Origin of the sequence: Catenulispora sp. MAP12-49, assembly GCF_041262705.1 — a bacterium.
Taxonomy (GTDB): domain Bacteria; phylum Actinomycetota; class Actinomycetes; order Streptomycetales; family Catenulisporaceae; genus Catenulispora.
In genome coordinates, this window is the sequence record NZ_JBGCCP010000007.1 from 153,665 (window position 1) to 168,529 (window position 14,865).

General features: G+C 70.7%; 10 protein-coding genes. 5 read left to right on the plus strand and 5 right to left on the minus strand.

The window, feature by feature from the left end; genetic code table 11:
* Positions 1–18 precede the first annotated feature (18 nt).
* The 4 genes from ABIA35_RS16155 to ABIA35_RS16170 are packed head-to-tail and all read left to right on the plus strand — an operon-like array spanning position 19 to position 8,409.
* Complete coding sequence (locus ABIA35_RS16155; protein ID WP_370339398.1) at positions 19–1,653, plus strand: TIGR02677 family protein; 1,635 nt, start codon at positions 19–21, stop codon at positions 1,651–1,653.
* Positions 1,650–2,897 carry a TIGR02678 family protein gene (locus ABIA35_RS16160; RefSeq protein ID WP_370339396.1) on the plus strand — a complete coding sequence of 416 codons (1,248 nt, stop codon included), beginning with the start codon at positions 1,650–1,652 and terminating at the stop codon, positions 2,895–2,897. Before ABIA35_RS16155 ends, ABIA35_RS16160 begins: the two co-directional genes overlap by 4 nt.
* Complete coding sequence (locus ABIA35_RS16165) at positions 2,894–7,063, plus strand: TIGR02680 family protein (RefSeq protein WP_370339394.1); 4,170 nt, start codon at positions 2,894–2,896, stop codon at positions 7,061–7,063. Before ABIA35_RS16160 ends, ABIA35_RS16165 begins: the two co-directional genes overlap by 4 nt.
* Entirely contained in the window at positions 7,060–8,409 is a 1,350-nt protein-coding gene (locus tag ABIA35_RS16170; protein WP_370358397.1) for a TIGR02679 family protein, read from the plus strand. Before ABIA35_RS16165 ends, ABIA35_RS16170 begins: the two co-directional genes overlap by 4 nt.
* A gap of 48 nt (positions 8,410–8,457) precedes the next feature.
* Here ABIA35_RS16170 and ABIA35_RS16175 read toward each other — a convergent pair whose 3' ends face one another.
* The 4 genes from ABIA35_RS16175 to ABIA35_RS16190 form a co-directional block, all read right to left on the minus strand.
* A complete protein-coding gene (locus tag ABIA35_RS16175; protein WP_370339390.1) occupies positions 8,458–8,892 on the minus strand; it encodes a LuxR C-terminal-related transcriptional regulator in 435 nt (144 codons plus the stop codon).
* Between the two features lie 123 nt (positions 8,893–9,015).
* Positions 9,016–9,471: a hypothetical protein gene (locus tag ABIA35_RS16180; protein ID WP_370339388.1), complete on the minus strand. Its 456-nt coding sequence runs from the start codon at positions 9,469–9,471 to the stop codon at positions 9,016–9,018.
* Positions 9,468–9,743 carry a hypothetical protein gene (locus ABIA35_RS16185; protein WP_370339386.1) on the minus strand — a complete coding sequence of 92 codons (276 nt, stop codon included), beginning with the start codon at positions 9,741–9,743 and terminating at the stop codon, positions 9,468–9,470. The genes ABIA35_RS16180 and ABIA35_RS16185 overlap by 4 nt, the downstream gene beginning before the upstream one ends.
* Before the next feature lie 278 nt (positions 9,744–10,021).
* Positions 10,022–11,119, minus strand: coding sequence for a DUF2332 domain-containing protein (locus ABIA35_RS16190; RefSeq protein ID WP_370358398.1), 1,098 nt, complete (start codon positions 11,117–11,119; stop codon positions 10,022–10,024).
* Positions 11,120–11,794: 675 nt separating this feature from the next.
* Between ABIA35_RS16190 and ABIA35_RS16195 the strand changes: the two genes are divergently transcribed.
* On the plus strand, positions 11,795–11,935 hold the full coding sequence (locus ABIA35_RS16195; RefSeq protein WP_370339382.1) for a hypothetical protein: 141 nt from the start codon (positions 11,795–11,797) through the stop codon (positions 11,933–11,935).
* A gap of 385 nt (positions 11,936–12,320) precedes the next feature.
* Here ABIA35_RS16195 and ABIA35_RS16200 read toward each other — a convergent pair whose 3' ends face one another.
* Positions 12,321–14,753 carry a cell wall-binding repeat-containing protein gene (locus ABIA35_RS16200; protein ID WP_370339380.1) on the minus strand — a complete coding sequence of 811 codons (2,433 nt, stop codon included), beginning with the start codon at positions 14,751–14,753 and terminating at the stop codon, positions 12,321–12,323.
* Between the last annotated feature and the right edge of the window lie 112 nt (positions 14,754–14,865).

The following is a 14,865-nucleotide window of genomic DNA, read 5'->3' on the forward strand; positions in this document are numbered from 1 at the left end:
GCTGCCACAATAGACGCCGTGACCGACGTGCCGACGCCGCAGCCGTTCGCCTACCTCGGCACCCCGAACGCGCAGCTCTACAGCGCGGTGCTCGGCGTCTTCTCCCTGGCCAAGCAGCGTTTCACGGTGCATCTGCGGCCCGAGGACGTCCTGGCGGACTGGCCGCGGAACTCTGATCCGATCGTCCCGGGCGCCGGCGTGCCGCAGCCCGCCGATGTCCCGCCGCTCCCCGACCCGGACGCCCTGATCCAGGCCCTCGACAAGCTCGTCGAATGGGGCAACCTTCGTTCGGACGCCGACACGGGCCGGGTGACCACGGTCGAGGACTTCAACCGCGCCCGCAAGATCTACCAGCTGACCCGGCACGGCCAAGCCGCGTTGTCCGCGATCGAGCACTATGAACAGGCCCTCGGCCTGCGCGGGCGCCTGCAGACGGTGGCCCTGGCCGACATCGCCGAACAGCTCACCGCGCTCCTGGTCCACGCCGAGGCATCGGAGGCACCGGATCAGGCGACCGTCGGGCTGCTGTTGTTCGCCCTCACGGAACGCTTCACCGGTCTGGCCGACAACGCTGAAGCATTCATGTCCTCGCTCCGCCGCGCGGTGGATTTCACCGACGGCGACGAGGACGCGTTCCTGGCCTACAAGGACCGGCTGATCGAGTACATCGACAAGTTCATCGCCGACCTGGCCAACCGCGGCGCGCAAATCGCCGGGTTGATCGAGCGGATCGAGACCGCTGGGATAGCGCGGGTCCTGGAGGCCGCCGCCCGCCGCGAGGCGGTGGACGCCGTACCCGACCGCCACGCGGACGTCGGCAGCTTCGACGCCTACACCGCCGCGGTCCAGTCGGCGGTGCGCGACTGGGAGAACCGCTGGCGCGGGCTTCGCGAATGGTTCGTCAGCACCGGAACCCGACGCCCGTCCCAGGCGCGCCTGCTGCGCAACGCGGCGGTCAGCGGCATCACCAATCTGGTGAACACCGTGGCCGCCCTCAACGAACGACGCGGCGGCCGCTCGGACCGGTCTGCCGACTTCCGCGCGCTGGCGCGGTTCTTCGCCCAGGCTCCGGACGACGGCGCGGCCCACCGGCTCTGGCGTGCGGCGTTCGCCCTGGCCCCGGCCCGTCACCTGACCGTCGACGCCCAGACCGAGGGCGCCTGGGAGGCCGCCGAATACCAGCCGGGAACCCCGTGGGCCGACGCGGCTCCCCTGCTGATCAGCCCCAGGCTGCGCGAGACCGGTTCCTACGAGCGGCGCGGCAGCGCGAACAAGGCGATCGACCGCGAAGCGGGACGTCGGAAACTCGCCGAGCTGGCCGAACGCGAGGCCGCCGAGATCGCCGAGGCCCGGCGCCTGCTGGCCACCGACGGCCCGGTTCTCCTGTCGGAGCTGGCCGGCCCGGACGGCCTGGATCCGCGCGCGTTCCGCCTGTTCCTGTCCGTCCTGGGAGACGCGCTGGCCGCGCGCCGTCCCGGCGTCTCCACGACGACGGCCACCAGCGGCGACGGCACGATGGAGATCCGGCTCAAGCTCGTCGACGCCGCGAGGATCGTGCGGATCCCGACCGCGGACGGCACGCTGTCCGGCCCGGAACACGTGATCGAGATCATCGACCTGTCCGCGCACGGCCGGGAGGACCCGCCCCGATGACTGTCCTGGACACCACGCCACTCACGCCGCTCACGCCGTCCGCCCCGGCCACGGCCGCCGCCGCCGACCACGACGTCGAACGCCGCCGCGCCGCCCGGGCCCTGCTGGCCGCACCGCTGCTGACCGCCCGCGACGACGACTTCCGCCTGGTCCGCAAACACGCCGCGGCGCTGGCCGGCTGGTTCGCCGAGCAGACCGGCTGGCGGCTGACCGTGGACGCCGAGACCGCGCGCCTGTTCAAGAAGCCGGCCGACCTGGGTGACGCGACTCGTCCGGCGCGCACGCCGAAGACCAAAGTCCCGTTCACCCGGCGCCGCTACGTGCTGCTGTGCCTGGCGCTGGCGGCGCTGGAGCGCTCGGAGTCGCAGACCACGCTGGGCCGCCTGGCCGAGGGCGTGCTGACCGGCGCGGCCGACCCGGCGCTGACCGAAGCGGGGATCACCTTCGCCATGGAACGCCGCGAAGAACGCGCCGACCTCGTCGCCGTCGTCAGACTCCTGCTGTCCTGGGGCGTGCTCACCCGGGTCCAAGGCGATGAGGAGGCCTTCGTCTCCGACGGCGGCAACGACGTCCTCTACGACGTGGACCGCCGGGTCACCGGCGGGCTGCTCGCGACCTCGCGCGGCGCGTCCACCGTGACCGCTCCGGCCTTCGAGGACCGCCTGACGGCGCTGGCCGCCGAACCGCTGCCCGACACCGACGACCTGCGCCTACGCTCGCTGCGGCACGCGATGACCCGCCGGCTGTTGGATGACCCGGTCGTCTACTACGCCGACCTCACTGAGGCCGAACGCGCCTATCTGGTCAACCAGCGCGTCGCCATCACCCGCCGCATCACGGAGCTGACCGGCCTGATCCCCGAGATGCGCGCAGAGGGCATCGCCATGGTCGACCCGGACGACATGCTCACGGATGTCCGCATGCCGGAACAGGGTACCGACGGCCACGTCACCCTGCTGATCGCCACCAAGCTCGCCACCGACGGCAGGGCCCCGTCGCTGCCGGAACTCACCCGCTTCATCCAAGCCCAGGCCAAGGTCCACGCCTCATATTGGCGCAAGACCGCACAGGAACCCGCGGCAGCCGCCGACCTGGCCGAGCAGGCCGTCGCCAAGCTGGAAGCCCTCAACCTGGTGATCCGCGTCCCCGATGACCACGGCGAGCCGCGGGTCCACCCGCGCTCGGCGCTGATGCGGTTCGCCATGACCGAACCGACGATCAAGAAGGCCGGAGTCCGCTCGTGAACACCCCGACCACGTCCACGGCCGAAGCGCTGCCCCAGCCGGTCCGCGACCGCTGGCAGCCGCTGCGCGCGGGCCTCATCGACGTGTTCTACTACGACGCCGAGGAGTTCCGCTTCCACGACGGCCGGCTGCTGCTGCGCGGCAACAACGGCACCGGCAAGTCCAAGGTCCTGGCACTGACGCTGCCATTCCTGCTGGACGGGGAACTGATTCCGTCCCGTGTCGAGCCCGACGGCGACCGCAACAAGCGGATGGAGTGGAACCTCCTGCTCGGCGACAAGCACCCGCACGACGAGCGCCTGGGATACACCTGGCTGGAGTTCGGCCGGATCGGCGACGACGGCGTGCCGCTGTACCGGACGATCGGCTGCGGCCTGAAGGCCGTGCGCGGCAGGGGCATCGCCGACCATTGGTTCTTCGTCACCGACCTGCGCGTCGGGCCGGAATTGCCGCTGCGGAACGAACACCGCGTGTCGTACTCCCGCAAGACGCTGGAGGAGAAAATCGGGCCGCACGCGGTGTACACCACCGCCAAGGCGTACCGCCGCGCGGTGGACGAGGCACTGTTCGGGCTGGGCGCCGAACGCTACGAAGCCCTCGTCAACCTCCTGATCCAGCTGCGGCAACCGCAACTGTCGAAGAAGCCTGACGAGAAACTGCTGTCGAAGGCCCTCACCGAGGCGCTGCCACCGCTGGCCGACAATCTGGTCGGGGAGATCGCCGAGGCCTTCCGGGGTCTGCAGGACGAGCGGGATGCGCTGGCCGCCCTGGTCGAGGCGCACAATGCGGCTTCAGCCTTCCTCTCCCACTACCGCCGCTACGCCCAGGTCGCCGCCAAGCGCACAGCCGCGGGGGTACGGCACACCCACAGCAAGTACGAGAAGCTGGGCCGCGACCTGGGCGCGGCGACGACGGCCCAGGAGGAGGCGAACACCGCGTTCATCGCCGCCGAGGGAGAACTGGCCGAACTCGACGAACGCAAGACCCTGTTGTCCGCGCAGAAGGACGCGCTGAACCGCGATCCCGCGATGGACACCGCTCGCGAGATCGAACGGCTGGCGGCGTCAGCCGACGCGCTGGCCGGCGTTGCGCGCAGTCGTGCCGACGACCGCCACCGCGCCCTGCGGGACGCCGAAACCTGGACGACTCGCGCCGCGACGGCGCGAAACAACGCCGACACCGACGCGGATACCGTCCAGGCGCAGCACCGCGATGCCGAGACCGCGGCCGAGACCGCGGGCATCGATCATGCCGCCGTTCGCGGCGCCATCGCAGTACTCGACGCCGCAGCGTTCGACACCTTGCCGGCACGCACGTCTGCCGAGGCACTGATCCGCGACCGCCAACAGGCGATCACCGGTTTGCGCGGTCTGCACACGGCATCCGACGCGGCCGCACGGCGACTCGGCGCGGCGCGAGCCGCTGCCGAGCGGGCCGCGGCGACCGCGACCGCGACCGCCGAGCAGGCCGCCGCCGCCGCCGATACCGTCGCGGCGTGCGGCACATCCCTTGTCGGCACATGGCAGACCTGGAGCGCCGAGTGCTCCGAGATCGTGCTGCCGGATCGCGAGGAGGCGCTTTCCGAGCTCGGGCTCTGGGTCGACACGCTCGACGGCCCCAACCCGATGATGCTGCGGGCCGACGAGACCGGCCGTTCCCACGCCGCTGTGCTGAACCGCCGCAGTGCGGACATCGACGCCCGACGCGCCCGTGTCCAGAAGGACCGGTCCATCGTCGCCGAAATGATCGCCGGCCTGGAGCAGGGGCACCACAGCGCCCCGCCGATCCCGCACACGCGCCAGGCGGATACCCGCCTCGACCGGCCGGGCGCGCCCCTGTGGAAGGTCGTGGACTTCCACGACCACATCACGGAATCGGACCGTGCGGGCCTGGAGGCCGCTCTGGAGGCCTGCGGCCTCCTGGACGCCTGGGTCAGTCCCGACGGCCGCCTGATCGACGTTGCCGGCGACACGCTCGTCTCGCCGACCGGCCCGGCTCCCGACACCACCCTTGCCACAGCCCTGCGCCCCGCGATCGACACGGCTGATCCACAGGCCGCCGCGCTCACCGAGCCGACCGTCGCGGCTGTCCTCGCCGCGATCGGCGGCGTCCCGGCCAGCGGCGACGGCGACGGCCACCACACCTGGGTCAGTCCGGACGGACGCTTCCGCCTGGGCGCGCTGCGCGGTGGCTGGCGCAAGGAATCAGCCCTCTACATCGGCGACGGAGCACGGGAAGCCGCGCGCCGCGCGCGCCTGGCCGACCTCGCCGACCAGGCCGCGCTCCTGGACGCACAGATCGAAGCACTGGCCGACTCCTCGCGCGCCGTCGCCGCGCGCTTGGACGCCCTCGCCGAGGAGCTTGGCACCCGGCCGTCGGACGCGGTGCTGCGCGACGCCCACAGCCGCGCCGCGACTCATGCCGAAGCGGCTCGGGCCGCCGCCGACCTGCGCGAGGAGGCGCTCGCAGCCGTCGAGCCCGCGGCCGAGGCAGCGCAGGAGGCCGCGGCGGCGCTGCTCGCCTTCGCCGAGGACGTCCACCTGCCCGCGGACCTCGGCGCACTGGAGTCCGTGACCGAAGCGCTCAACGAATACCGGACCATCCTGTCCGGGCTGTGGTCGGCGCTGACCACGGCCACCCGGTCCGCGGCCGAGGCCGCCGACGCCGAAGCCCGGCGGCACGACGCCACCGCCCGCCTGGCCGAAGCCGACGAGGCCGAACTCACCAGCCGATCCGCCGCCGAGGCCGCGGCCGAACGGCACCGCACCCTGGTCGCGACCTCCGGCGCGGCGGTGGAAGAGCTCTACCGCCGCCTCGAAGCCGTCGGCTCGGCGTTCACAGCCGCCGAAGCCGCCGTGAAGTCCGTCGGCGCCCGCCGAGAGCAGGCTCTCAAGGACCGTGAACGCGCCGAAGGCCGCCGCCAGCAGCTCCAGGACGACATCGGGGAGGCGACCGCCGTCCGCGACGAGGCCATCGCCGCCCTGCGCCGCTTCACCGCCACCGGCCTGCTCGCGGCCGCGCTGCCAGACCTCGAACACGCCGATCCCGCCGACGCCTGGGTCCCGGCCCCGGCGGTCGCCCTGGCCCGCGCCGTCGACGCCGCGCTGACCGCCGTCGACGACGCCGACAGCGCGTGGGAACGCGTCCAGCAGCGCGTCTCGCGCGAGCAGCAGGAGCTGTCCGGCGCACTGGCCCGCCACGGCCACCAGGTCGGCATGACCCTGCAGGACGGCCTGATGGTCGTGGACGTCCAGTTCGCCGGCCGCACCCAGGACGTGCCGTCGCTGGCCGCGGCCCTGGACACCGAAGTCGCCCAGCGCACCCGCCTGCTGTCGGCGAAGGAGCGCGAACTGCTGGAGAACCACCTCGTCGGCGAAGTAGCCGGCGCCCTCCAGGAATTGATCACCGAGGCCGAGGCCACCGTCAAGGCGATGAACGACGACCTCGAAGCCCGGCCCACCTCCACCGGTATGGCCCTGCGCCTGATCTGGCGCACCGCGAAGAACGCGCCGGAGGGCCTCGACGCCGTCCGCACCCGGCTGCTCCGCAAGGCCGTCGACGCCTGGAGCCCCGCCGACCGCGCCGCCGTGGGCGACTTCCTTCAGCGCCGCATCGCCGACGACCGCGCCGCCAACCCCGCGGACACCTGGCACGACCAGCTCACCCGCGCCTTCGACTACCGCGCCTGGCACGAGTTCGGCATCCAACGCCGCGCGGACGGCACCTGGATCTCGGCCTCGGGCCCCGCCTCGGGCGGCGAGCGGGTCCTGGCCGCGTCCGTCCCCCTGTTCGCCGCCGCTTCCTCGCACTACTCGTCCGGGAACCGGCACGCCCCACGCCTGATCGCGCTGGACGAGGCCTTCGCAGGCGTCGATGACGACTCCCGGGCCAAATACCTCGGACTGGTCGCCGAATTCGACTTGGACGTCGTCATGACCTCCGAACGGGAATGGGCCTGCTACCCCACCGTGCCCGGCATCGGCATCGCGCAACTGGCCCGCAGCCAGGGAGTGGACGCGGTCCTGGTCACGCCGTGGCGCTGGGACGGACGCGATCGCGTCCGCCTACAGCGGGCTGAGCCGTACCTGCCGCCCCAGCGGGCCCGCGACAGCGACTCCCCATCCAGTGACACCGACGGCGCGTTGTTCGACGTCGGATCCCGATGACGGACCGTATCCCCGCAGGCCTCGACATGCCGCGCCTGCAACGCCTGCTCGGCTCCCCGGACACGGCATGGCTGGTGGACCGGGTCGCCGAACGTATCGCCTCGGGAACCGAACCAGCCCACGGCACAGCCACGCTGGCCGATCCGGCCCCCGCGCAGCGGCGTGCTCTCGAGCTTCTCCTCGGCCGGCCACCAGGGCGCGGCAAGTCCCTGACCGCGCGCCTGGCCGACGTCGACACCGTCCTGAGAGAATCAGGGATCAGTCCCGACGGCCTGGTCGCCGCCGTCCAGGCCCTTCGCGGCCCGATCGCCGTCCGCCGTGAGGTCGAGACCGCCGCCGACCGCGCCTGGGAGTCAGCCCTGGAACCACTGGACCGGCTCGCAGCCGATCGTCCGGATCTGACCCCTTGGTTGCAGCAGGTGCGGGCCACGGGCCTGCTCAAACGACAGGCAACAGACCCGATAGCGGGAGCCGGGCTTGCCGAGCAGGCCGCACGCGTCCTGTCCGCCCTGCCGCACCCGGGCATCGTCCGCCCGATCCTCGCCGCCCAAACGGTCGGTCACGCGCACGCCCTAGACGACGGCCGGCCGCTCACAGCCCTCGTTCTGAGCGCCATCCGATCCCTCACTGGCCTGGCGGCATCAGACACCGCCACCTCGGAGGGCCGCCGCGACGCCTGGGCCGGCGCCGGCGTCGCCGCCGATGACCTGTCCTCCCGCATCCTGGCCCTCAACGTCCCGCCACCGCGCGACGAGGGCTTCCTGCCCCGACTCTTGAGGCTCGGCGCCGCCGCCGGTCAACCCCTCGTCCTGACCCTCCGCGACCTCAACAGCCTGCCGACGGCAACGACAACGACAACGACAACGACAACAGACCACACCATCGCCGCCGACCTGACCGGAACCACGATCAGCGTCTGTGAAAACCCGGCCGTCGTCTCGGCAGCCGCCACCGCACTCGGCTCCACATGCCCACCCCTGGTCTGCCTGGAGGGCACCCCGTCAGTCGCCGCGAACCGGCTGCTCCGTCAGCTCCTCGCCCGGGGCGCGAACCTTCGCTATCACGGCGACTTCGACTGGGGCGGCATCCGCATCGCTACGAGCGTCTTCAACCTCGCCGAACAAAGCGGTGCCCCAGCTGCCCCCTGGCGATATGACAGCGCCGCATACCTGGAGGCAGTCGCCCGGAGGCTCGGCACGGCTCTCCCCCAGGCCAAAACCCGTGACACCCCGTGGGACCCCGACCTACGGCATCACATCGAGACTCACGCACTCCGCGTCGAAGAAGAACACGTCATCGACACGCTCCTCACCGACCTCACACGTCACCGAACCTCACCTGCATGACCACACGCCTCGTCTCCACCCACCACCCCGGGGGGACCCATAACCCGCTCAGCCGACCAGCAGCGAGCCGTCGAGTTCGCGGCGCGAGGAGATTCCCAGCTTGGTGAAGATCTTCCGTAGGTGCCACTCGACCGTGCGCGGGCTGAGGAACAGCTGACCGCCGACCTCGGCGTTCGAGTGCCCGGCCACCACGAGGCGGCCGATCTGCACCTCCTGCGGGGTGAGCACCACTGCTCCCCCACTGCGTTTGGCGACGGTCTCGCCGGTCGCAAGCAGTTCGCGCCGGGCGCGTTCGGCGAACGCCTCCATGCCGATCGCCGTCCGGACGGCCAGATGGTCGAGCAGGGCGGACTTGCCGATCCCAGCCTCGCCCCGCAGCGTCAGCACCCGGCTGTGCCCCTCACGAACCTCACGCAGGAGGCGATCCAGGGTCTCGATCTCGCCATGCCGCCCGAGCAGCTGGTCGTTCGATTCGTGCGGCATGCTGCTCAGCCTACGAAACCCCGACGTCCAAGATCAGAGTCGCCGGACACACGGTGTCAGAGCTTCGCCGGCAGGAGAGGCGTCCCCGTTCCGGCTCCGCTGCCAATCGGCGAAATGTGGCGCCTACGACTCGATCACCTCAAATTCGATTGGCTCATGCGACTGGACGTACATCACGTACCCGGCGTCCTCGCCATCGAGGTCTTCAACCGGACACAGCCCGACCTCCCATTCCGGGCGAGGCAGCCACCCATAGTCCGCCTCGCCCTCGAGGTCCAGGATCGTGGTGACCCGGACCACGGTCGAAGGAATCCCCACGTAGCAGTTGCTCCCAACCTTCAGGTCCGCAGGCTCCGGCATCAGGCGCCAAGGGGTGTTCTTCCAGCGTCGGTCGTCCGGATCCAGCGGGAAGCCCATCGCCGCCCAACGGTTTCTGGACTCCGGGTCCGGCTGCCGCCAGGGCCACTCGACCAGCAGCCCCCCGTACAGGGTGCCGACGACGTGCACTTCCTCCGGCTCCGCCCAGATCCGCAAGGTCTGACCAACGGAAAACCCCTGCGCACTTTCAACCTGCTTCACTGCTTCGACACCGCCTCATCGAAGTCTTCCAACCAGAAGTAGGAGTACGGTGACTTATCAGCTCGCCCGCCGAAACCTCCGCCGAACTTCATGCCATCGATCATCATTTTCGGATAGCACAGATCCTCACAGGGGCTGAGCGAGGTTCCACCGAACGCAATGATCTCATCAGGAGCGAGGCTGTAGATGATGTTCTCCTCCGCGTGGTTGCCCGCTACCAGGTCGTACGCAACCGTTGCGCCCTGGTAGTTCCGCGCGGCGGCCAGGGACATGAGGCCGGTGATTGATTGCAGGCGTTCTCCGAGCGCTATGCCGGACGCCTCGACAAACGCACCACGGGCGACGTCGTAGTACCGATGGTTCTGGGTCGACGTGATCGTCCGGGGGCCCGTCGAGGGTCGTCACCTCAGATCCGTGAAATCCAGGTCTGTGGTGGTCACATGGGTTTGGTCGACCTGGTGAAATTCAGATGACCTCACCGCCCTACCTGGCCGGCTCCGCGCCATCGACGACGCCGACCTCGGCTTCCACGTTCCGGCCTTCTAGGGCACTACAGCGGCCGAGGGTCCCAGTCCAGCCAGGCGCCGTGTGCGCCGGCCCGCCCCAGCGAGAAGACGCGCTCGCGGCCGGACTGGAACACGACCGCGGCGAGGTTCTCCTCCTCGTCCGGTGAGAATGGCGTATCAGGGGCGAACAGTCCCAGGCCTGCCGCGGCCGGTTCCTTCAATACCAGCACCAGGTCATGTCTCGCACCGAGCTGGCGGACGAGGCTCGCGAAGGCGGTCCGGCTGTCAGCCGGGAAGTGCGAGAGCGAGTTCGACGCGAACACGCACGGCACCGCCGGCGCCTGGACCCCGATGACCGCGTCGGGGAGGATCCGCAGCGCGTCACCCTTGCGTAGCCGGACCGGCCGCTGCGCGGCCGACTCCAGGGCCGCCTCGAGCCGGGAGCGCCCCGCGGCGTCCTCCGGCCACACCAGCGCGTGCAGCCAGGCTCGGGCCTGCGGGTCGGACGGGTCGAGCGGGTTCAGGTCCAGGCCCACCCGGGACCTCACCCGCAGCCCTTTGCTCACGAACGGGGCCAGCGACTTCGGCGTCGCGGCGCCGAAGACCGGGCAGGGCAGCAGCAGGCCTGAGGGGTCGCCGTGCTCCAGGCGTGAGCCGTCTTGGAAGTCGTACCGGTAGGTGTACCGGTCGGCGTGCAGCAGCAGCCCGGCGCTCGCCCCGACCTCGATCAGACCGAGCGGGCGCCCGAAGCACGCCTGGGCCCAGCCCAGCGCCGGAAGGAGCTGGGCGGCACGCAACGGGTCGTTCGACTGGATGTCGTGGGTCGCCAGCACGTCGGCCAGACGGTCCCGATGAGCCGACAGGAATGCCATGAGGGCGGCCGACAGCTCGGCGTCGGGCTCGCGCTCGCCGCCGAGGGAGGGGTAGTAGGCCGCGAGGGCGTCGTCGGGGTGGCTGGTGAGTACGAAGTGCACAGCCGCGAAGAAGAATGTCGGTGAGAAGTCCTCCGCCAGTGCCGCGACCGCAGCTCGCAGGTCCGTGTCGTCTGCGATGCGCCCGGCCAGCTCGCTGTACAGCGGCGACGAGGCCGTCTCGGACTCGGCGAAGCGGCGCAGACGGTCGGGGAGTTCTTCGGCACTCATGGCTGAACCCTAAACGAGCGCTTGCGGAGCCTGTTTGCGAATGCTCGATGAGCGCCTGCGGGCCGAGAAGGGCAACGCCACGACCATCGCGACGGACGGCAACGGTGGCCGGAAGGCCTTCTATGAGGCTGCCGCGCAGAGGTTCGTCGGGGCGGTCCTGCCGAACCAGGGCCGATCGATCCCGGCAGCTTCGGAGAATCGCAGATCCGGGTCGGTCAGCAGTCTGAAGACGCACTCGGCCGCCGAGCCGTCGAACCGGTGCCACCGAAGGTCGTCGCGGTTGTGTCCCAGGACCGGCCACCCGTTCGGATCTCGGCCGCCGGTCAGCCAGTAGAAGCCGTGGCCTCGCTCTGTGGTCGCCCATTGGAGAAGGCCCCCCGGGGCCGGGAAAAGGCCGAACTGCTCCCAATCCCAGCCCGTTCGGATGCTGTCTGGCCTTCCCAGACCTGCGAGGGCGACAGCCGCATCATGAGATAGACCATTGCGAACAGTGGGGCGTGGGCGGTGCGGATGCCAGGTCCGACCGCCGCCATCACGGCCGGGCCGAACATGCCGAAGAACCCGGTGGCGTGTGGCCGGTCGGTAGCGGGGAGTCGTTCTCCACCCACGCCGCCGTCTGTGTGTACGCACGGTAGTAGTCGACGATCGCCACTCAGCGCCCGGAGTTGGGGGTCGGTGGTTGAGGGGCTCACGGTCGCATGGGGGATCGCCACCGTCTGGGGCGTAGTGCAGTTGTTCCGCGGTCGGCTGAAGAGCCGGATCCCGCTCGGGCCTTATCTGACCGCGGGCACCATGCTCACCCTGCTGTGGTTGTGAAGGTATCGGTTCTCAGGATTCGTATCTCTTTCCCCGTAATGATGCCCGCACGGCGTCCTCTTGTCTCACCACCGCTGTAAAGCCGTACCGGCTTCTCTCGACCCGAGAACTGCGGCATCATCATCACCCCGATCCGCTCGGAGAGCGCTTGTCCGATCGAGGGACCGTAACAGAGATCGGATTTGCCGACCGGCTCCGACCGGCTCCGACCGGCCTAGTGTGGGGTCACCGAGCCTGCTGCCCCGCCGCCGCACGCCAGTGGCCCCGGGGGAACAACGGATAGAGACGGCAGATGCGGAGCACCCCCAGGCGCTCCGCACCGCCGAACGTCGGTCATTCCCACAAGCATCAGGCACTTGCTGCCGGGGCCGACGCATCGCCATCCTTACCGCTGGGCCGTCACCGCCCCCGCGGCAGCGCGCGTCCCGAGCGGGATCGGGTCGCGGTGCGCCTGGTTGACCACGACTGTGCCGGCCACCCCGAGCTGCGCTGCGATCTGCTGCGAGATCGTCGTCGGCAGCGCCGCCGGTCCGCCGAGGACGTCCACGGACGTGAGGCCGCCGGTGCCGGCCAAGCCGTGCAAGTAGTCGGCGTCCGGGCCGTAGAGGCCGCTGGGGGCGGTCAACAACAGTGGTCCGCCGTCGTGGCCGATCATCGCGCCGCCGGAGAGGGCGTCGGGCCAGGTGGCTGAGGTGGCGAAGGCTGCTTCGGAGACGCCGCCGAAGAAGGAGCGGGCGACCAGCAGGGCGGTGTCCTGGCGGGTGGCCCCGACCAGCTTGATGCGGCTCATCTCCTCGCCCCAGTGGAGCTTGCCGGCCATGTAGGCGTCGATCACGGCCTTGTCGCCGGGGCCGCCGACGGTGACGATCTGCGTGACGCCGCCGAAGCCCGGGTCGACCGGGTCCACGGTGTTGAGGTAGGCCAGGGTCGCCGTGGGCATCGTCGAGCCTGCGGTGAGGACCAGGGGCTGGCCGGTGGCGCCGGCGGCGAGGGCGTCGGGGAAGTTGTCGCCGCTGGCGATCAGCAGCACCCGCGGGTTCGGGTCGACCTGCTTGGCGATCGCGACCGACGTGGCGTAGCGGTCGGGGCCGGCCAGCCGCACCACGTTGTAGTGCAGTTTCTGGACCGCGCTGGCCACCGCCGGGGACAGGGCGCTGGTGCCGCCGAGCAGGTACACGGTTCCGCCGGGGGCCAGCACGCGCTGCATCTCGCGGGTCACGTCCGGGGCCAGTGCAGTCGGTGAGGTGATCAGCAGCGGGGCGTTCTTGCGGACCGCGAGGGAGGAGCCACCGAGCGCGTCGGCGTAGGTGTCGGACCTGGCCAGGACGACGGCGCCGGCCTGGTCGCGCGACCGATCGGCGCTGTTGTGGTCGGCGAAGTCGTGCTGGGAGGCGGCGATGGCGGTGTGGATCCGGTCCGTACCGGCGATCCGGGTGACGTGCGACGGGAGCGGATTCGGCCGCCAGGCCGGGGCGTCGGCGTTCGGGATGCTGCCGACCGGGGCGCCGCCGGCGGCCGGCACCTCGATGACCTCGTTCCAGGTCGGCATCACGTAGGCGAGGATGGAGCCGTCAGGCGACCAGGACGGCTCGGTCGCGTCGGTGTCGCCGTGGGTGATCTGGGTCAGGCCGCTCACACCGTCGGCACCGACCGTGAAGACCTGCTTGATGCCACGGGAGTCGGTGCGCAGGAAGGCGATTCGGCTCCCGTCGGGCGAGACGGTGGGCTGCGCGGCGTTCGCCAGGAACAACCTGGCAGCGCCGTTTGCGAAGCGGTAGACGTCGGGCTGGGGTGTGGGCCCCGGGTTACCGGGGTTCTGCATGGCCGTGCGCTCGAACAGCAAAGAGCCGTCGGCGGCCCACGTCGGGTGCCGGGCGTAGGCGTTGTTGTCGGTGTAGAGCGTGTACTCCTGGCCCGCGGAGCTGCCGTCGAGGGCAGCCAGCATGATCGCGGTGCCGCGGGAGAAGGCGACGGTGCCGTCCGGCGCGACCGCCGGGTCCAGGTCCGGGTTGTAGACGTACGGACCGTCGGCGGTGATCGCGATGTCGCCGCTGCCGTCCGGCAGGTAGGAGTGCAGCCGGGAGTCGCGGGTGTAGACGATCCGGTTGACTGACGGGGACCACGCGGCCCCACCAACCGGGACCGCGTAGCCGAACGTCATCTTCGCGGTCGACGGACCCAGGTCGGCGCCGTCGGTCCCCCCGTTGGTGTCCAGGATCATCTGCCCGTTGCGCACGAACGCGAGCGGGCCGGTCGTGCCCTGCGGCGCGGCCGGCGGCAGGCCGGTCGGCGCGCCCGCGGGCAGCGGCCCGGTCGCGTTGTACCGGATCAGGGCATTGACGCTCGGCGCCGAAGCGGAGGTCGAGCAGTTCTGGTCGAAGCCGACCTCCAGCGAGGTGACGTTGCCCTTGGCGTCGGTCGAGATCTGGTACACGGTGAAATCCGCGTACTGCGTCGAACACTCGCTGGAGTCGAAGGCCAGGTCCAGCGAGGCCGACGAAGCGCTCGGGGACCGGCCCACGTTCGTGTATGTGCTCCCGGCGGTCAGTGTCGACCCGGTTGCCGCCCCCAGGTTGACCGTCCAGCTGTTCGTTCCGTCTGCGGCGTAGACGTGGAGGTCGGAAGCAGTACCGCTGACCTCGACCGACGAGAGCAGCCCAGCCTGGGCCGAGATCAGGCCGTTCCCCGGCGCCGCACGGTACGAAAGCTGCGACGCGCTCGGCTCGCCAGCGGTCGCCGCGTCAGCCGGACGGACCACCGCCAAACCCGAGCCGACGGCGAGCGTTGATAAAGCGATGGACGTGATGGTGCGGCGCATTGGCCTTGCCCTCCCGAGAAACGCGGCTCCCCACCGCGAGACAGTGGCGCGATCCTAGCCGAGCGAAGGACGTTCCCCAGCACAGCAGAATGCGCATTTGAACTGCGTCAAA

Coding starts and splice junctions, on each gene's coding strand:
- ABIA35_RS16185 (WP_370339386.1), bottom strand. CDS start 9,743: ATGTCCCTGGCCGCCGCGCGGAACTACCAGGGCGCAACGGTTGCGTAC.
- ABIA35_RS16160 (WP_370339396.1), top strand. CDS start 1,650: ATGACTGTCCTGGACACCACGCCACTCACGCCGCTCACGCCGTCCGCC.
- ABIA35_RS16170 (WP_370358397.1), top strand. CDS start 7,060: ATGACGGACCGTATCCCCGCAGGCCTCGACATGCCGCGCCTGCAACGC.
- ABIA35_RS16200 (WP_370339380.1), bottom strand. CDS start 14,753: ATGCGCCGCACCATCACGTCCATCGCTTTATCAACGCTCGCCGTCGGC.
- ABIA35_RS16190 (WP_370358398.1), bottom strand. CDS start 11,119: ATGAGTGCCGAAGAACTCCCCGACCGTCTGCGCCGCTTCGCCGAGTCC.
- ABIA35_RS16175 (WP_370339390.1), bottom strand. CDS start 8,892: ATGCCGCACGAATCGAACGACCAGCTGCTCGGGCGGCATGGCGAGATC.